This is a genomic window from Archangium sp. (genome assembly GCF_045802675.1).
Taxonomy (GTDB): Bacteria; Myxococcota; Myxococcia; order Myxococcales; family Myxococcaceae; genus Archangium.
Genome location: NZ_JBJMQO010000068.1, coordinates 22,365 through 39,852, shown reverse-complemented (window position 1 = coordinate 39,852; position 17,488 = coordinate 22,365). Strand labels below are relative to the sequence as shown.

Sequence of the window (17,488 nt, the reverse complement as noted above, 5' to 3'; positions counted from 1 at the left end):
TCACATTCCAGGTTAGTCGATTTTTCAGCGTCTACATCGTGCTGACGGGTGCGGTTCTGTAGGCAACGTGGGCGGTCAGGTGAGAAGGCGCGCCGCGTCACGTTCGACGGAGCGTCACATCCCCCCCACCGACTGTCGCACTCAAAACGCGCGAGGGAGCTCCACGGTGAAGGTGGAGCCGTGGCCGGGGTGGCTGGAGACGTGGATGGTGCCGCCGTGGGCCGCGACGAGCTGGTGGACGATGTAGAGGCCGAGCCCGGTGCCGGGCCGTGCGCTGTCGCCGGGCCGCTCGAAGCGGCCGAAGAGGCGCCCCTGGGCCTGGGGCGAGAGGCCCACGCCGTGGTCCTTCACCGAGAGGCGCGCCCGGCCTCCGTCGGCGAGCACGTACACCTCGACGGGCCGGCCCTGGCCGAACTTGAGGGCGTTGCTGAGGAGGTTGGTGGCGATGCGGTCCAGGCGCTGCCGGTCCCACCGGCCGCGCACGGCGTCCGGCACATGCACCGCGAGCGCGCTGCCGGTGGCGGCGGCCTGCGCGTCGAAGCGCTCGGCCACCTCGCGCAGGAGCGCGCCCAGGTCCACCTCCTCGCGCTCGAGGGTGAGCCGGCCGGCGGACAGGCGCGAGAGGTCCAGCAAGTCGTGCACGAGCAGGCCGATGCGGTGCGCTTCCCGCTCGATGCGGGCGAGCCCCTCCTGGGCCGGGGCGTCCGGGCGCATGTGGGAGCGCAGCCCGTGCAGCCGCAGCTGGAGCACCATGAGGGGATTGCCCAGGTCGTGCGCGGCCACGCCCACCAGCTCGAAGGCGTCCTGCACCTGGGCGCGCAGCCGCGCGTTCTCCTGGGCGAGCGCGGGGGACGGAGGCGGCTCGGGGGGGAGCGTCTGGCGCAGCGACCAGCCCATGGCGCCGCCCACGGCCAGCCCGGCCAGCCCCATGAGCAGCACCAGCAGCCGGAGGCCGCCCGCCTCCTCGAGGCCTGGGGGCAGGGGAACCGGCGCGAGCAGCAGCACTCCCAGCACGGAGCCGAGCAGCAGGGCGGACGCGAGCAGGCTCACGCCCGCGCGGGGCGCGGCCGTCGGGTGACTCGGTGGCATGTGGCTTCCCCCCCCAGCGGGCCCTGGAAGTCCAGGGACGCAGGCGTGTTGCAACTTGCCTGTAGGGGACGTGGGGAGGAATTACCCCGGTGGGCAGGGGCGTGTGTGGTGGATGACAGGGGCCTCGTCCCGGAGTACGAGGCCGGGCCGCGAAGTCGAGGGGTTCGCGGGATGGCAGAGGGGGTGGTGCGGGGTTATGAGCGGTTCCCCTTTTCACGTCTGTCGAGGGTTCCTTTCCGACATGTCCTTCGTTCCTGGCCAGAAGGTCCGCTACCTCCCCCAGCCCGAGTGGGGCGTGGGGCATCTCATGGCGCTGCAGGATGCGGGCGCCAAGGCGCTCGTCCTCTTCCCCGCCCGGGACGGCGAGCCGGTGCTGGTGTCCACCAAGGGCGGCGCGCTGGTGCCCCACGCGCTGACGAAGGGCGAGCCCGTGCAGACGGCCAAGGGCCGGCGCGCCACGGTGCTGGGCGAGGAGGAGGGCGGCCGGGGCCTGCGCCGCTACGTCCTCCGCTACACGGACACGGGCGAGGAGGACGAGATGCCCGAGTCCGAGGTGCACGCGCTCGCCCCGCGCTCGGACCTGCTCTCCACGCTGCGCGAGGGCCGGGTGGGGGAGGCGCGCGCCTTCACGCTGCGCAAGCAGGCGCTGGTGCTGGACGACGAGCGGCGCTGTGACGCGCTGGGCGCGCTGCTGGCGAGCCGGGTGATGGTGAAGCCGCACCAGGTGGGCGTGGTGCAGCGCGTGCTGAGCGCGCGCCGGCCGCGCTTCGTGCTCGCCGACGAGGTGGGCCTGGGCAAGACGATTGAGGCGGGCATGGTGTTCAGCGCGCTGCGCCTGTCGGGCCTGGCGCGGCGGGTGCTGGTGGTGGCGCCGAGCCACCTCACCGTGCAGTGGCTGGTGGAGCTCTTCCACAAGTTCAACCAGCTCTTCACGCTGATGGACTCGGAGCGCTACGCGCAGTCGCTCAAGGAGATGCCGGGCGTGTCGCCGTGGGCGCGCTTCCCGCTGGTGGTGACGAGCCTGGAGATGCTCGCGCGCGGCGAGGAGCACCGCGAGTCGGTGGCCGCCGAGGACGCCTTCTGGGACCTGGTCATCATCGACGAGGCGCACCACCTCAAGGGCGAGAAGGCCTTCGAGGCCGCCGAGGGCCTGGCGCGCAACAGCTGGGGCCTGCTGCTGCTCACGGCCACGCCCATGCAGTTGGACCCGGCCGAGTACCACGGACTGCTCACGCTCATCGACGCGGCGACGGCGCCCACGGTGCAGGGCTTCGAGCAGCGGCTGGCGCGCCAGGAGGAGCTGAGCGCGGCGGTGCGCGGGCTGCTCGAGGGCAAGGACGCGGCGGGCGCGGTGAAGGCCCTGGCCGCGCGCTTCCCGGATGATCCGAAGCTCGCGGGCCTGAAGGATCGCGAGGCGCTGCTACAGCACCTGGCGGAGACGTACAGCCTGTCGGACCGGCTGGTGCGCAACCGGCGCGCGGTGGTGGGCGGCTTCTCCACGCGCCGCCTGCACCGGCACCCGGTGAAGCTGTCCGCCGACGAGCTGAAGACGCGGGATGACGCCCTGGCCGCGCTCGCGTCCTCGAATCTGCGCGGCGCGCCGCTGGGCAACCTGCTGCGCCGCCTGGAGTCGAGCCCCGCCGCCTTCGGCGAGGCCCTGCGCACCAACAAGGCCCTGGCCGGTGTGGCCGGGAGCCTCAAGCTGCCCGCGCGCGACGCGAAGTTCGGCGCCTTCATGGACGTGCTGCGCGGCCGCATCTGGGGCGCGGAGCCCGGGGCCAAGGTGCTCGTGTTCACCGAGAGCCGCGACACGCTGGAGGCCCTGCGCGCGGAGCTGGGCCGCGAGGGGATTGAAGCGCTCGCCTACCATGGCGACCTGCCGATGGTGGAGCGGGACCGGCAGGTGGCGCGCTTCCGCGACCCCGAGGGCCCCAAGGTGCTGCTGTGCACGGAGGTGGGCGGCGAGGGCCGCAACTTCCAGTTCGCGCACCACCTGGTGCACTACGACCTGCCGTGGAGCCCGTCCACGGTGGAGCAGCGCATCGGCCGTTTGGATCGCATCGGGCAGAACCACCCGGTGGAGATCCACGTGTTCGAGCCGGCGGGGACGCTGGCCTCGGACGTGCTGATGCTGCTGGCGGACGCGGTGGGCGTGTTCGGCGAGACGGTGGGCGGCCTGGACGCGGTGCTCGAGGAGGTGGAGGACCGGCTCACCGAGCTGGCGCTGCTGCCGCGAGAGTCGCGCGTGGCGTACGCCTCGGAGCTGAAGGAGAAGGTGGAGAAGGCGCGGGCGCAGGTGAAGCGCGCGTATGACCCGCTGCTGGACATCCGCTCGTTCGACAAGGACGCGGTGGCGCGGCTGGTGACGCGGGCGCAGGAGCGCATGGGCGTGGAGGCCGACGAGGACGAGGAATCGAGCCTCGAGGAGGGCCTGTGGAGCGTGGCGCGGGACTTGGATGAGCGGCTCGAGGAGTCGGTGACGGAGCTGGCGCGCCGGGTGGGCATCGGCGTGGACACGGACGAGCAGGTGGACGCGTTCCAGTGTGCCTTCCAGTTCGGCCACGCGCTGAAGGTGGAAGGCCTGCCGGGCATCGACATCAACGAGGACCGGACGGTGCTGGGCACCTTCTGGCGCGACACGGCGGTGGAGGCCGAGGAGCTGGAGTACTTCGCGACGGGCCACCCCATCGTCGAGGCGCTGTTCGGCTTCCTGCGGGACGGGCCGTACGGGCGGAGCGGGGCGCGTTTCATCGAGAAGCGCGGGCCGATGAAGGCCAAGGGCGTGGAGCTGCTCTACCACGTGCAGATGCCGGAGCCGGAGGACACCTCGCCGGGAGCGCGCGTGCCGAGCCGGCAGATTGCTCGTTTCCTGGAGCGGACGCTGGTGCACGTGGCGGTGGTGGAGGGCCCGGCGGGACCGAAGGCGGACACGTCCGTGCTGCCCGCGCTGGAGGCCGAGGGCAAGTCGCTCAAGGGCGACGAGTGGCTGCGGCTCTTCCCGGGCTTCGGTGAGTTCGTGGAGCAGGGCGTGCCGGTGGCGCAGAAGGCGGCGGAGGCGGAGCTGGCGAAGCTGCAGGCGAAGGCGCGCAAGGCGATTGAAGCCGAGCGCGACGGCGCACTGGAGCGGATGCGGCTCTCACTGACGCACCAGGGGCTGGAGGAGAGCGCGGTGGAGGCGCAGCTGTCCGCCGAGCGCACGCACTACGAGCGGCTGTTGACGGCGCTGGCGGGAGCGAAGGTGGTGCTTGACGCGGCCTGCGGTTTCGTCATCAACCGCTGAAAATCCTCTCCCTCGCCCCTCCGGGAGAGGGTCGGGGTGAGGGTATCGAGCCCCTGTTCTCAAACTTCGCCTGGCAGGACGTCGAAGGGCAGGCAGCGCAGTCGGGTTGTCGTCTCACGACGTGCGCTGAATCCTGCCACTAGCAATTGCGTCCCGCCCTCTCTCCACGGGGAGAGGGCCGAGGGGGTCGGGCGAATTCTTCTCAGGCGCGCAGCTTCTCGCGCAGCGTCTTGGCCCGGCCCTGCGTGTCCGGGTCCGAGCTGGTGAGCTCGATGCCCTTGAGCCGCTGATCCAGGCTCTTGGGCAGCTTCGCCTTCACCAACTTGCCCTCGGCCTCCATCTCCTCCAGCTTGCCCAGGGCCTTGTCGGAGATGCGCTCGCGCGGATGGCCCAGCAGGCTGTCGAGGAAGTACGGGTCCTCGGGCAGCTCGGGGTACTTCTCCAGGTAGTCCAGCACGCCCTGGGCCCACGCCCTCGGGTCCTCGGCGGACTCCATCAGCTTCTGCATCGCCTGCTTCTGCGCCTTGCGCTTGCCCTCGGGATCGAAGGTCTTCGCCAGGCCCTCGGGCAGCTCGCCGCCCGTGAAGAGCGCGTCCGCCGCCGCCTTGTACTTCTGGTACGACGCGCTGCGCTCAATCCGCTGCTGCGCCGGGTCATCCTGGCGCGAGGTGTGGCCGCGGCCCTTGCCGCGCGACGCGTCGATCTCCCTCCAGCTCTTCGTACGCTTGCCGGAGAAGCCCCCCCCACCCCGATCGTCGTCCTTGTCACGTGCCATTGGTCTTCACTTTCCCTTCCGAGCACCCCACAGCGCCGCCATTCCGCGCTTCACCAGGGACCGGACCTTCGCCAGCTCCTCGGGTGACAGGGGGTGCTCCTCGTCCTGCTCCGCCTCGAACAGCGCTTCGTCCGCGTACGCGGCAAGCGCCGGGGGCACTGGCGAAGCCTCCATGCCCGCGTCCGTCATCGCCCTGGGAGCCACGCTCGCCAATCCCTGCGGCCAACCGAGCTCCAGCATGGCATGCAGCTCGAAGAGCAGGTGTCGGGCAACACCGTATCCTTCGTCCGTGAGGCCCGCGGCGTCAAGCTCGCCCAGCAGCGTGTCCTGCTTGTTTTCGAACGCATGGTGCAGCCGCGTGCGCGCCTTCTCGTCGTCTTCCAGATAACGCCAGGCCGCCTCCACGAATGCCGTGTCCGGCTCGCCCGGGGCGAAGGGCCTGGGGGCCTCCACCTTCTGCTTCTTCGGCCGCGGCTCGCGAGGGCCCTCCTCGAAGCGCACCGGCTTGCCTTCCTCCACCAGGTCCCACAGGCCCAGCAGGTTCTGGAAGAGCTGGCGCGCCAGCTCGGGGGAGCCGAAGCGCGGCTCGCGCTCGAAGAGCTCGGGAATGACGTCTCGCGAGGAGCGGCCCTCGGCGTGGGCCTGCCGCATGTGCGCGAGCACCGTGAGGCTGTCGTGCGAGGAGCCCGCGAGGTCCAACAACCCATCGAGCACCTGTGCACCCTCGAAGTGGTGCACGAAATCCATTCGTTTGGAGCGGGAGCGACTCATGAGGTGCACACCGTAGCGCCCGGACGGCGGGGAGGCACGTGGCTCAACGCGCCTGGGGCCACTCGCCCATCAATTCGTCCTGGTGCTCCTTGGGGTTGGTGGGCCATTCGTAGTCCTCCGGCATGTGGCCCCCGCCCTGCTGAGCCGAGCCAATCCAGCTCACGTCCGGGAAGCGCGCGTCGCCGCCCGTGCCCCGAGGCTCCGGCTCCTCCGTCACTTCCGTGCGGTTGGCGGGCACCACGAAGGGCGCATCGATGGGATGGTCGGGATAGATGATGGACATGAGGGGACTCCTCCGTCCCAACCATAGGAACGCCCCCGTCAGGCCGCCCGGGTTGCTCCGCGGAGACCGGCCAGGGGGACAGCGGCATGCCCGAACCCTTCCGTTTCCGGCCTTCCGACCCTAGGCTCGCGCCCCGAACATGAGCGAACCGTCGTCCGAGAGATTGAAGGCGGCCGTCCTGGCGCTGTACGAGGCGCGGCCGGTGGAAGGGCCTCCGGGGGATGACGGCCAGCGCTCCGTCTGGCACCTGTCGCCGCAGGGCGCGGAGCTGCTCTCCTTCGTTGACCGCGAGGGACGTGTGCAGCGCCAGGAGCTCACGCTGCTGGGCGAGCACTGCGTGTGGACGAGCGGCGTGGGCCTGCGTACCGGGCGCGTCGAGCAGGACGGCGCCGCGCGCACCGAGACGAGCGTCGTCCACCCGGACGCCGAGCCCGTCCCCGCCCGGATGCTGCGCGCCGCGCTCGCCCTCGAGGCCTACCAGGGCGAGGATCGGTACATCATCCACATCCAGCGCGTGCTCGCGCTCGCGCGTCAGGGACTCGTGCTCGCCGGGGGGGCCGCGCCCGCGCGCGTGGCAACCGCGCCTTCCGCGGCCACGCCTCCCGCGCCCGCGGTGCCCCAGTCCACGCCTCCCGCTTCCGTGGCTCCGCCCGCTCAGGCCACCCCGGACTCCGGCGTCGACCCCGAAATGCTCCGCAGGCAGAAGACGGAGGGGCTGACCATGCTCATCGTGCTCGGCCTGGGGCTCGTGCTGGGCGTGGCGCTGCTGCTGTGGCTCCTCTGAGGAGGGCGGCTGGGGCCGCGGCCCCTACTGCTCGGAGCGGAAGCCGGGCGGCAGGGCGGAGGGCCGGGGCCGGGGCGTGGACGCGCGCGCGGTGACCTGCCCGTTGTGCACCAGCATGGGCAGCAGGGCGCGCGAGGCTTCCGTCTCCCCGGCGCTCTCGGCGGCGAGCTGCAGCGGGCGCGCGTCCAGGACGAGCACGGCCGCGGCGAGCGCCGTGAGCACGAGGTTCCCCCTCCACTGCGAGAGGGCCTCCGGACGCGGGAAGAACTCCCAACCGATGAGCGCGAGGGCGAGCACGCCCAGGACGCCCAGCAGGGCCGAGCGCAGCTCCTGAAGCCGAGCGAGCTGCTCGGTGCCCACGGCGACGAGCCCGGCGCGGGCCTCGGGGGCCTGCGAGGCCAGCGTGGTGAGCAGCTTGAAGAGCTGATGGGCCTCGAGCGCCACCAGCAGCGCGATGCACCCCAGGGCCAGGCTCAGCGCGGCCCCGAGCAGCCGGCTGGTCCGCTCACCCGCGCGAGCGCCCCGGACGCGCATCAGCACCAGCCCCACCGCCACGCCGCCGAGCAGCGCCGCGCTCATCCACGCACCCACCAGGCGCGTCACCATGGCCTCGCCCGTGCCCGCCACCAGCACGGCGAGCGCGTCCCGGCTGCCCACGTCCGGCAGCGCCGCGAGCACCCGCTGCACTGCCTCCTGGGTGCCGGCGATGCCGAGGAACCAGGGCACGGTGGCCAGGCCCACCAGCACCAGCAGCGGCGCCTGCCGTCCCATGGGGCCCCGGCGCAGCAGCGCCGAGAGCAGCACCATCACCCCGAGCACCGCCACCGCCATCAGCAGGCTGTAGGGCCCCGCCGCGTCCGCCAGGCGCCAGACTCCGGCGTGGCCACCGACGAGCGACAGGAAGGCGAGACCGAAACCCGCGACCGCCACGGGGGGCGGCAGGGCGGGCAGGAGGCCAGGGAGCGTGTTCAGTCGGGTCGGGAACAGCATGGTGAACAGAATATACCGTCTCCACCCGGATTTCCAGTTTTCACACTTTGCTGCGAATTTCAAAGCTGGCCGTGAGAGAAAGGAATGCCCGGCCCGGGGGAGCCCAGGCGGGGAAGCGAGCGGTTGGAAGAGAGGACGGCGCTCAGGCGGCGACAGCGCCCTCGCCGAGGAGCTGGGCGTAGCGGCCACCCCGGGCGGAGAGCTCCGCGTGGGTGCCCGCCTCCACCACCCGGCCGGCGTCCAGGACGACGATGAGGTCCGCGTCGCGCACCGTGGAGAGACGGTGGGCGATGACGAGCACCGTGCGCCCCTTCATCAGCGCCGCCAGGCCCGCGCCCACCGCCGCCTCGCTCTGGGCGTCCAGGGCGCTGGTGGGCTCGTCCAGCAGCAGCACCGAGGGCCGGCGCAGGAAGGCCCTCGCCAGGGCCAGGCGCTGCCGCTGTCCACCGGAGAGGCGCGCGCCACGCTCACCCACCGGCTCGTCCAGGCCGCCGGGCAGGGCCCGCACGAAGTCCTCCGCATGGGCCAGGCGCAGTGCCTCCCATACCTCGGCGTCGGTGGCCTCGGGCCGGCCCAGCAGGAGGTTGTGCCGCACGCTGCCGGAGAAGAGCACCGGCTCCTGGGGCACCCACGCCATCCGCGCGCGCACGCTCGAGGGCTTGAGCGCGTCCATGGGGGTGCCGTCCCAACGCACCGCGCCACCGCTCGGGGGCAGGAAGCCCAGCAGCACCGAGAAGAGCGTCGTCTTGCCCGCGCCCGAGGCCCCCACCAGCGCCACCCGCGCGCCCGCGGGCACCGTGAGGCCCACCCCGCGCAGCGCCTCGCGCCCGTCCGGGTACGTGGCGCGCACGCCCTCGAGCGTCAGCGCGCGCGTGAGGGGTGGGGCCTCCTCGCCCTCGTCCGGGGGCACCGGGGCGTCCGCCATCGCGAAGAGGCGCTCGGCGCTGACGAGGCCCGTAATCACCTGGGAGAGCGTGCCGCTGAGCGACTTCACCGGCTGGTAGAGCAGCAGCGTCGCGGCGATGAAGGACAAGAGCCGCCCCGAGAGCGACGGGTCCGCGGAGATGGCCCGGGCGCCCCAGGACACCGCCACCGCCACGCCGACAATCCCCATCACCTCCACCGTGGGGCTGTAGGCCCCGCGCAGGAAGAGCGAGCGGCGCATCTCCCCGAGGTAGCGCTCCGACTCGGCCTCGAACGTCTTCAGGGCCCGGGGCACGCCGCCGTAGGCCTGCACCACCGGCAGTGCCTGGAGCTGCTCACCCGTGAGCGCGGTGAGGGCCCCGAGGCTCGTCTGCGAGCGGTTGGCCACCTTCTTCAGCGAGCGGGCGAAGCTGCGCACCGGCAACACCGTGAGGGGCATCACCACGAAGGTGAGGAGGAAGAGCTTCGCGTCGATGAGCAGGCACGTGGTGAGCAGCGCCAGCATCTGCAGCCCGTCCTTCACATAGGAGGACAGCGCCTGCGTCACGGCGAACTCCACCAGCGGCACGTCCGCGGTGAAGCGGGTGAGCAGCTCGCCCGAGTGCTGCCGCTCGAAGAAGGCCGGAGGCTGGGCGAGCAGCCGCGAGTACAGGTGGGCCCGCAGGTCCGCCATCACCCGCTGCCCCAGCCGCTGCATCCACCCGCCCTGGAGGAAGCCGGCCGCCGCCTTCACCGCCGCCACCGCCACCACCAGCAGGGGCAACACACCGAGCATCCGCTCGCCCGGCAGCTTGAATCCAGCGAGCTCCACCGGCGAGCCCGTGAGCACCGCGCGCAGCAGCGGCCCCACCAACCAGGCGTAGGCGGACGTGGCGCTGGCGGCGACCAGGGAGGCGCTCATGCCCGCGGCGAGCAGCTTCCGGTAGGGACGGAGATAGCCCAGCAGGCGGCGGTAGACGTGCGGAGATGGACGGGGGGCCACGGCGGAGCGCGCACTCTCTCACTGGAAAGCCCCCCGGGCAAAGCCCGTTGCTCCCCCGCCTGCCCTGCCGCCCGTCGGCCGTTCCATGTAGGCCCTTTCATTGCCCCAACGGGAAGCGGCGGACAGCTTTCCGCTAGCCATGGACAACACCAACACTGGGAAAGAGGCGCTGTTCAGTCCGGGCTGTGAGCCGGTGGTGGAGGATGAAGAGCGCCGCCGGCTCTTGTGGCTGATGGCGGAGTACTTCCGCACCATCGGCTGCACGGACATCAAAGCCCGGCTGCCCGGCTTCATGCCACCGCCCGTTCTCTCGGGCACCATCGAGGATCATCGGCCGGACTTCACCTGCCGACAGTCCGACTCGGGACGCACTCCCATCATCTTGGAGATCGTCACTCCAAACATGGTGGAGGACCCCACCACGGAGAACCGCTGGAGCCTGCTGTCCAGTGCCGCCAAGCTCTACAACGCGGAGCTTCACTTCGTGGTCCCCAAGTGGGCGCGGACCCGCGGAGCCATCGATCCAGTGCTCAAGCGGCGGCTCGCTCGCATGGAGCTCACGGCCAACCGTGTCTGGACCGTCTAGAGTCCACCGTTTCTGAGCGTTCATCCGAGGGTCCGCCCCGTCGCATCGGGGCGGGCCCGGATTGCCGGACCTCTCGCCTGCGTTATAGTGGTTTCGAAGACTACGCGAGCGTAGAAAGTCCAATAAATCCAGGGGTTTGAACGCAATGCCAGCGGCGGCGGGCCAGAAGCGCGATTACTACGAGGTACTGGGGGTCCAGAAGAACGTCTCGGCGGGGGACCTGAAGAGTGCGTTCCGGAAGGTGGCGTTGCAGTACCACCCGGACCGGAACCCCGGGAACCACGAGGCCGAGGAGAAGTTCAAGGAGGCCTCGGAAGCCTACGAGGTGCTGAGCGACCCCGAGCGCCGGGCGCGCTACGACCGCTTCGGCCATGCGGGCGTGGGCGGCGCCGCGGGCGGAGACCCCTTTGGCGGCGGGTTCCAGGGCGTCAACATCAACGACATCTTCGGGGAAATCTTCGGGGATATTTTTGGTGGGCGCGGTGGGCGCGGCCGGGTGAGCAACCGGGGCGCGGACCTGCGCTTCAACCTGGAGATCTCCTTCGAGGAGGCGGCGTTCGGCTGCCGTCCGAAGGTACCGATTCCGCGCCCGAAGAAGTGCGACACGTGCAGCGGCACGGGCAGCAAGAGCGCGTCGGCGCCCAAGGCGTGCGGCACGTGCGGTGGCACGGGCGAGCTGCGCTTCACCCAGGGCTTCTTCGCGGTGTCGCGGCCGTGCACGGACTGCGGCGGGACGGGCGCGGTGGTGCCGGACCCGTGCGGCAAGTGCCGGGGCTCGGGGAAGGTGCCCTCCGAGGAGGTCATCGAGGTGAACATCCCCGCGGGCGTGGACAACGGGACGCGCGTGCGGCTGGGCGGCCTGGGCGAGCCGGGTGACCGGGGCGGGCCTGCGGGCGACCTGTACGTGACGGTCATCGTGCGCGAGCACCCGCTCTTCCAGCGCGAGGACTACGACGTCTTCTGCGAGGTGCCCATCTCGTTCGTCCAGGCGGCGCTGGGGGCCAAAATCGATGTGCCCACGCTCGACGGGAAGGTGAAGATGACCATCCCCGAGGGAACGCAGTCGGGCAAGGTGTTCCGGCTCAAGGGCAAGGGCATTCCGCACCTGCACAGCGGGCAGCGCGGAGACCAGCACGTGCGCGTCATCGTGGAGACGCCGACGGGGCTGACGGCGAAGCAGCGCGAGCTGCTCGAGAAGTTCTCCGAGGTGAGCGGAGAGGACGCGCACCCGCAGTCGAAGAACTTCTTCGACAAGGTGCGCGAGCTCTTCGGCTAGTTCCCCTTCGCCTCCAGCGTCACCGCAGCGCGCGCAGGTTGTCGAAGCGGTTCCGGTCGACCCGGGTGATGTACGGGTCGACCGCGACCACCGCCGGTTGCGCATCGACGACGGCCGAGACCTCGTTGATGCCGCTGTGCAGTGCACGGGGCCGCAGGTACAGCACCTGGCCTGTCCCCGCCGCCTGGTCGGGATGCGCGCTGAAGATGCCGACCTGGATGCTCTCGCTCAGCTCCACCGGCGACTCGTTGCCGCTGCCATCGGCCTGACTCCTCGCCGCGGCGATCCGCATCTTCACTTCGTACCGTCCATCCGGAAGCGGCGTGACGGCCGCGGACTCGAGCTTCAAGTCATAGAGGGTGATCTCCTCGAGCCAGCCCTCGATGAGCGGGTGGAGCTCTCCAGGCGCGACCGCGTACAGCCGCGCGAGCAGGTCTCGCGTGGTCGCAGCTCCCCCCGGGCCGCCCTCCGTGCGCAGCAGCTCGCGCAGGGCGCGATCCACCGGCTCCTCGCCCAGGAGATCCTTCAGGGCGTACATCACGATGGCGCCCTTGCCGTAGTAGATGTACGGCTGGCCCTTCACCCGGGAGAGCGGCAGCTCCCGCACCTCCTCGTGCGAGCGGCCCGAGAGATAACGGTCGAGCTCGAAGGAGAGGAAGCCGCGGACCTTCTCCCGGCCATACAGCTCCTCCATCACGAGCAGCTCCGAGTACTTCGTCAACGACTCCACGAGCATCGAGTCCCCCGCGCCGATGGCCGGAGCGAGCTGGTGCCCCCACCACTGGTGGGCGACCTCGTGGGCGATTCGCCTCGAGACGAGGTCGAGCCGCTCCGGGTCCGTCGAGTCGGTGAGGAAGCCACGATCCTCGGTGAAGAAGATGATGCTCGGCATCGCGAAGGCCCCGAACTTCCAGTAGGTGGGGACCTCGGCGATGCGCAGCACCTCGTGCGGGTAGGGCCCGAAGTGCTTCTCCATCGTGTCGAGCGACGCGGCCGCGGCCCGGAGCATCCGCTCGACGTTGTAACGGTGCGCCGGATGCGAATAGACCTCGATGGCGACGTCGCCGTGCCGCAGCGTCGAGACCTCGTAGCGCGCGGACGCGAACGCGACGACGTTCGTCATCCGGGCCTCGGAGCGGAAGTGGAAGTAGCGCCGGCCGTCCTGCTCCCACTGGCGCTCCAGCTTCCCGGGAGCCACGGCCACCTGGTCCGCGGAGGTCGACACCGTCGCCTCGAAGTCCACCCACTCCGGTACCTCGGTCTCCTCTCCCAGGTCGGAGTCCTCGCGGAGCGTGCCCTCCGGCAGCCCGCGCTTGCGGCGCTCGCGTGGATCCTCGAGCTCGTAGCTCGTGCGATAGCCGAGGCTCGGGAAGTTGCGCGGGCCCGAGACGAACGAGCCATTTCCGACGACGGTGGTATCCGGCTCGTCGTCGGTGAACCCCGGCTGGGAGAACTCAAGCGCGAAGCGCAGCTCGGTGCGGGCCTTCGGGGCGAGGGGTGCGTCCAGCTCGAACCAGTACATCCCGAACCGCTCGTCGCGTGAGGCGAGCTTCGCTCCGGGAATGGAGAGCTCCACCCCGCGCGCCTTGCGGTTGACGGAGACGAGCACCTTGCGGAGCGCCGTCTGCGTCTCGTTGACGAGCTGGTAGCGGCCAGACACGCGATGGCGCCGCTCCTCCGGGTACAGCTCGACGTCGGTGGTGACCGAGGCGACGGTGGGCCGCGGCAGCTGCGCGAAGGGCTTGTAGGCCTTCTCGTAGTCCGCCTTCCAGTCGAGCAGCTCCCGGGAGGACATGCGGTCATTCACGCCATCGGTGTTGTAGAGAATCCAGCCGCCGGTGAGGGCCGAGACCGCGAGCAGCCCGGCGGCTGCGGGGCGGTAGGTCCGCGCCTGGCCGCGAAGGCCTCTCCTCCACAGCGCCGAGGCCCCGGCTGCCAGGAGCAGGCCGAGCACCGCCCAATGGAGCATGAACCAATGAAACGGCGTGGCGAGGTGGCCAAAGCCATTCATGTCCGAGTACGGCACGGCGGGCGCACTGGCGAAGCGCCAGAGGTGGTGCTCGAGCCCGAGGGCTCCGCCGCGCAATTTGAGCAGCCCCACGAGCAAGACGAGCAACATGCCGACGTACTTGCCGGGGCTCAGCGCGTGCAGGAAGACCGCGGCGGCGGCGAACAGGAGGAGCGGGGTTCCCTCGAAGTAGAACAGGGACAGGTAGAGCCCTGGCTCGAACTTCGAGTAGCCGTGTGCCACCTGCACGGCCAGGCCGACGAAGATGCCCGTGGTGATGAGGCCGAGCACCAGTGCCGCGAGCGCGGTCCACTTGGAGGCAACGAAGGCCGAGCTGGAGGCCGGCGTGGCGGCGAGCGTGTCGGCGATCCGGAAGCGGCGCTCGCGCCAGACGAGCTCCGTGCTGTAGTAGACGAGCACGATCGTCCCCAGCAGCGAGAGCGGTTGGCGCAGGGCGGAGATGATGAGGCCCGTCGCGGGATGGGAGCGCGAGCCGTACTCACCCCCCGTGAGCTCGGAGAGGAGCTCCGCTCCCGCGAGCGCCATCCACAGCAGCAGCACGAGCAGGAAGGGAATGCTCTTGAGGAGGGTGCGCAGCTCGAGCTTCACCGCGGAGGCATAGGCGGCGAGCCACGTTCCGAACGCGCCCGGGTCCGCCGGGGCCGGTGCTCGGTGGGGAACTCGGACAGACGCGGGTGCACTTCCCGTGGAGGCCGCGTGAGGCACGGTGCCGGGCCGCTCCGCGCCCTTCGCTTTGCGCAGGACCCGGAAGGAGAAGAGACGGTAGACCCCCGCCAGGAGCAGCACGGCCGCGCCCACGGTGGCCACGCGGTTCGCGAGGAACGTGCCGCTCAGCGCCACGAAGCGGCTGTTCTGCTCGGCCACCGTCCAGTAGCGCGTCTGGTCGAAGAAGCCCGAGAGGCCGAACGGATCCAACAGGGCGGCGAAGGCGAACCCCTCGCCCCCTCCCGGAGCCGACGCGGCCATCAGCGGCGAATCGGTGAGTGCGGCGCAGATGAGGTACAGGACGTAGACAGCCACCGCGCCGATGTGGCTGGCGAGCGTGCTGCGCGTGAGCGCCGCGAGCGAGAACAACAGCGCGGCGGCGAAGAGCATGTTCGGCAGCACGAGCACGGCGAAGGCCCACAGGTAGCCGAGGGCATTCACCGCGCCGAGCCGCTCGGGGTCCTGCCACGGCATGAAGCTGGCGGCGAGCATCCCCACCGCCGAGAAGCCGAAGGCACTGACGGCCGCGAGGAACGAGCCCGCGAACCGGCTCGACAGGTATTGAAGCTTGCCGACGGGGGTGCAGTAGAGGATCTCCGCCATCCGGTGCTCGTCATCCCGCACGACCGCGTTGGCGGAGAAGATGGCGAGGGCGAAGACCGAGAGCAGCGAGAGGAAGCCCATCGACTCCGCGATCAACCAGGGCGCCTGGAGCTTCACGTTGGCCGGGCCAAATCCCGTGGCCATGAGGGCGAAGCCGAGCAGGAAGAAACCCAGCGCCGCGGCCGCGAAGGTGACCTGGCGGGTGTGGTAGCGCCATTCGAAGCGGACGAGCTCGCTCAGCACGACACGGCCTCGCGACTCGCCTTCCGGCCCGAGAGGGCGGAGAAGTAGACGTCCTCGAGGCCCGGAGCAATGCGCTCGAAGCCAGACCCGGGACATGCGTCGGCGAGGACGTGGACGCGGTTGCGTCCCCCGAAATGATGCGTCGAGAGCACCGCCAGCGTGCAGCGGTACTCCTCCAGCTCGGCCTTGGAGACCGTCTTGCGCCAGATACGCCCGTCGAGCTGGTCCATCAGCCGCGTGGGCTCCCCCTCGAGCAGGATGCGCCCCCCGGCGAGGATCGCCATCTTCGGACAGAGATCCCTCACGTCCTCCACGATGTGCGTGGAGAGGATGACGACCACGTTCTCACCCACCTCGCTCAGCAGGTTGTGGAAGCGGTTGCGCTCCTCCGGATCGAGCCCCGCGGTGGGCTCGTCCACGATGAGCAACCGCGGGCGGCCCAGCAGCGCCTGGGCGATTCCAAAGCGCTGCTTCATCCCTCCAGAGAACGTGCTGACGTCCTTCTTGCGGACCTCGTGGAGATTCGTCAGGTGCAGCAGCGCCTCGACCTGCTCGGCCCGCTCGCTCCGGTTCGTGAGGCCCTTGAGGACCGCGAGATGGTCCAGCAGGTGCAGCGCGGAGACTCCCGGGTAGACGCCGAAGTCCTGCGGCAGGTAGCCGAGCTGGTGCCGGACATGCCGCGGGTCCTCGAGGATGTCCCGCCCGTCGAAGAGGATCTCCCCTTCATCCGGCTCCTGGAGCGCGGCGATCGTCCGCATCAGGGTGGACTTCCCGGCGCCGTTCGGTCCGAGCAGCCCGAAGAGCCCACTGCCGATGCTCAGGTTCACTCCGTCGAGCGCTCTCACGCCGTTCGCATAGGTCTTCGACAACCGGGCAATGGTCAGCATCCAGGGGCCCTACGAAGGGCGCTCGGGCTGATTGCAGCTCCCCCTGGCGATCAGGCGTGGGCCTCGCCGAACTCCGAGCGGTGCCGGGGCGTCTGCCGGATGGCGGTGCGCATGTAGTGGACCGGCGAGTGGGCCTCCCAGGAGTAGGGCAGGGCGAGCTTGAGCCTGCGCAGCGAGGCCAATTGCTGCCCGAACCAGTCGAGCACCCCGAGCGCCGAGCTCACGAAGAGCGTCCGCACCTGCCGCGCGTTGCTCGTGCCAGGCTCCCATTGCTGCGTCGTGTCACTCCAGTGGTACTCGCGGCCGAAGTGCGTGAAGCGGCCCGTGGCCAGCGGCGGCATGTGGGGCACGATGTCGTTCTTGTACACGTGCCGGAAGAGGCGCGAGTCGAACGAGCCGCACTCCTTGGCGAACGCCGCGTCGCCCACCATCGGCTGCCCATAGGTGTAGACGCCCCGCAGCACCCGCCGCAGCTGGACGTAGAGCTCACGGTCGCGCTCGGCGCCCTGGTAGAGCAGCGCCCCGGCCAGGGCCGCCATGGCCCCACCCAGGCTGTGCCCGGTGATGTAGAGCGCCTCGAGCTTGCGGAGCATCGGCTTCGGGGCCGTGGTCGGGTCCGTGTCGTCGCTGACGGAGCGGCCCTGGAGCGCCTTCTCGAGGCTCTCCAGGAGGGAGGGCCAGAGGGCCATGACGTTGCGATAGAAGCCGCCGTGGACCTGCCCCGCACTCGCCGTGACGCCGATGAAGGGATCCGGGGCCACGCTCGCGTCCGTCATCCAGCTGAGGATGTTGGAGGGCTCGGTGCCCCGGAAGCAGAGGATGCCCAGCCGCCCGCCCTGGCTCTGGATGAAATAGGCCCGAGCACAGACGAAGAGTGCGTCGTTGGTGATGCCGATGTACTCGCAGTGGTTGTCGAGCAGGCCATTGCGGTGCAGCACGTTGGAGACCATCTCCGCGTCCGACGAATAGGCCCACCCCGCCGCCACCGAGAGCAGGCGGCCCATGCTGGCGCTGTACCGGGCGTTGCCCCGCTCATCCCGGGTGTCGCCGAGTAACCGGTCGACATAGGCCCTGCCCACGTCAGGTGGCCGCAGGCCGACGGGCGCTCGAAAGGCCTCCTGGGTTGGATGGACTCGCACGTGTTGCATAGGGGACTCCTCCCGCCTGGAGGGTGAGCACCCCGATCGAAGCCGCGCAGGGGGCGTGGAGTCGGGCGCCCCGTCCGCCTCGGGCTGCCTTCGGGTCCGGACGCGGGCTCGTCCCCCTGGTGGCAGGTGGCAT

The 17,488-nt window shown here is 70.6% G+C and carries 13 protein-coding genes; 4 read left to right on the top strand and 9 right to left on the bottom strand.

Annotated elements, in window-relative coordinates; all coding sequences use genetic code 11:
• Nucleotides 1-141 precede the first annotated feature (141 nt).
• The gene (locus ACJ8AN_RS19120; RefSeq protein ID WP_407756828.1) at nt 142-1,089 is read right to left on the bottom strand and encodes a sensor histidine kinase; all 948 of its coding nucleotides are present in this window, start codon (nt 1,087-1,089) and stop codon (nt 142-144) included.
• Between the two features lie 241 nt (nt 1,090-1,330).
• On the opposite strand from ACJ8AN_RS19120, the gene ACJ8AN_RS19115 reads away from it, so the two are divergent.
• Entirely contained in the window at nt 1,331-4,369 is a 3,039-nt protein-coding gene (locus ACJ8AN_RS19115) for a helicase-related protein (protein ID WP_407756827.1), read from the top strand.
• 202 nt (nt 4,370-4,571) lie between these two features.
• Here the strand turns inward: ACJ8AN_RS19115 and ACJ8AN_RS19110 are convergent, their stop codons facing one another.
• The 3 genes from ACJ8AN_RS19110 to ACJ8AN_RS19100 are packed head-to-tail and all read right to left on the bottom strand — an operon-like array spanning nt 4,572 to nt 6,198.
• Nucleotides 4,572-5,144, bottom strand: coding sequence for a hypothetical protein (locus tag ACJ8AN_RS19110; protein ID WP_407756826.1), 573 nt, complete (start codon nt 5,142-5,144; stop codon nt 4,572-4,574).
• A gap of 6 nt (nt 5,145-5,150) precedes the next feature.
• On the bottom strand, nt 5,151-5,915 hold the full coding sequence (locus ACJ8AN_RS19105; RefSeq protein ID WP_407756825.1) for a hypothetical protein: 765 nt from the start codon (nt 5,913-5,915) through the stop codon (nt 5,151-5,153).
• A 43-nt stretch (nt 5,916-5,958) separates the two neighbouring features.
• Nucleotides 5,959-6,198, bottom strand: a complete 240-nt coding sequence (locus ACJ8AN_RS19100; protein ID WP_407756824.1) for a hypothetical protein — start codon at nt 6,196-6,198, stop codon at nt 5,959-5,961.
• Between the two features lie 139 nt (nt 6,199-6,337).
• Here ACJ8AN_RS19100 and ACJ8AN_RS19095 point away from each other — a divergent pair, with 139 nt between their 5' ends.
• A complete protein-coding gene (locus ACJ8AN_RS19095) occupies nt 6,338-6,982 on the top strand; it encodes a hypothetical protein (protein WP_407756823.1) in 645 nt (214 codons plus the stop codon).
• Nucleotides 6,983-7,006: 24 nt separating this feature from the next.
• Here ACJ8AN_RS19095 and ACJ8AN_RS19090 read toward each other — a convergent pair whose 3' ends face one another.
• Nucleotides 7,007-7,972 (bottom strand): hypothetical protein, encoded by a 966-nt coding sequence (locus ACJ8AN_RS19090; protein WP_407756822.1) that lies wholly within the window; start codon nt 7,970-7,972, stop codon nt 7,007-7,009.
• Between the two features lie 142 nt (nt 7,973-8,114).
• The gene (locus ACJ8AN_RS19085; protein ID WP_407756821.1) at nt 8,115-9,878 is read right to left on the bottom strand and encodes an ABC transporter ATP-binding protein; all 1,764 of its coding nucleotides are present in this window, start codon (nt 9,876-9,878) and stop codon (nt 8,115-8,117) included.
• A 139-nt stretch (nt 9,879-10,017) separates the two neighbouring features.
• Here ACJ8AN_RS19085 and ACJ8AN_RS19080 point away from each other — a divergent pair, with 139 nt between their 5' ends.
• Complete coding sequence (locus tag ACJ8AN_RS19080) at nt 10,018-10,464, top strand: hypothetical protein (RefSeq protein ID WP_407756820.1); 447 nt, start codon at nt 10,018-10,020, stop codon at nt 10,462-10,464.
• 145 nt (nt 10,465-10,609) lie between these two features.
• Nucleotides 10,610-11,740: a molecular chaperone DnaJ gene (gene dnaJ / locus ACJ8AN_RS19075; RefSeq protein ID WP_407756868.1), complete on the top strand. Its 1,131-nt coding sequence runs from the start codon at nt 10,610-10,612 to the stop codon at nt 11,738-11,740.
• 19 nt (nt 11,741-11,759) lie between these two features.
• Here dnaJ and ACJ8AN_RS19070 read toward each other — a convergent pair whose 3' ends face one another.
• The 3 genes from ACJ8AN_RS19070 to ACJ8AN_RS19060 are packed head-to-tail and all read right to left on the bottom strand — an operon-like array spanning nt 11,760 to nt 17,355.
• Nucleotides 11,760-15,320, bottom strand: coding sequence for an ABC transporter permease/M1 family aminopeptidase (locus ACJ8AN_RS19070; protein WP_407756819.1), 3,561 nt, complete (start codon nt 15,318-15,320; stop codon nt 11,760-11,762).
• Nucleotides 15,314-16,207, bottom strand: a complete 894-nt coding sequence (locus tag ACJ8AN_RS19065) for an ABC transporter ATP-binding protein (protein WP_407756818.1) — start codon at nt 16,205-16,207, stop codon at nt 15,314-15,316. Before ACJ8AN_RS19065 ends, ACJ8AN_RS19070 begins: the two co-directional genes overlap by 7 nt.
• Before the next feature lie 50 nt (nt 16,208-16,257).
• A complete protein-coding gene (locus ACJ8AN_RS19060; RefSeq protein ID WP_407756817.1) occupies nt 16,258-17,355 on the bottom strand; it encodes a lipase family protein in 1,098 nt (365 codons plus the stop codon).
• Nucleotides 17,356-17,488 lie beyond the last annotated feature (133 nt).

Excerpts from the sequence above, each read along its gene's own strand:
- ACJ8AN_RS19115 (WP_407756827.1), top strand. The coding sequence starts at position 1,331 with ATGTCCTTCGTTCCTGGCCAGAAGGTCCGCTACCTCCCCCAGCCCGAG.
- ACJ8AN_RS19080 (WP_407756820.1), top strand. The coding sequence starts at position 10,018 with ATGGACAACACCAACACTGGGAAAGAGGCGCTGTTCAGTCCGGGCTGT.
- dnaJ (WP_407756868.1), top strand. The coding sequence starts at position 10,610 with ATGCCAGCGGCGGCGGGCCAGAAGCGCGATTACTACGAGGTACTGGGG.
- ACJ8AN_RS19065 (WP_407756818.1), bottom strand. The coding sequence starts at position 16,207 with ATGCTGACCATTGCCCGGTTGTCGAAGACCTATGCGAACGGCGTGAGA.
- ACJ8AN_RS19105 (WP_407756825.1), bottom strand. The coding sequence starts at position 5,915 with ATGAGTCGCTCCCGCTCCAAACGAATGGATTTCGTGCACCACTTCGAG.
- ACJ8AN_RS19120 (WP_407756828.1), bottom strand. The coding sequence starts at position 1,089 with ATGCCACCGAGTCACCCGACGGCCGCGCCCCGCGCGGGCGTGAGCCTG.
- ACJ8AN_RS19110 (WP_407756826.1), bottom strand. The coding sequence starts at position 5,144 with ATGGCACGTGACAAGGACGACGATCGGGGTGGGGGGGGCTTCTCCGGC.
- ACJ8AN_RS19090 (WP_407756822.1), bottom strand. The coding sequence starts at position 7,972 with ATGCTGTTCCCGACCCGACTGAACACGCTCCCTGGCCTCCTGCCCGCC.
- ACJ8AN_RS19095 (WP_407756823.1), top strand. The coding sequence starts at position 6,338 with ATGAGCGAACCGTCGTCCGAGAGATTGAAGGCGGCCGTCCTGGCGCTG.
- ACJ8AN_RS19060 (WP_407756817.1), bottom strand. The coding sequence starts at position 17,355 with ATGCAACACGTGCGAGTCCATCCAACCCAGGAGGCCTTTCGAGCGCCC.
- ACJ8AN_RS19100 (WP_407756824.1), bottom strand. The coding sequence starts at position 6,198 with ATGTCCATCATCTATCCCGACCATCCCATCGATGCGCCCTTCGTGGTG.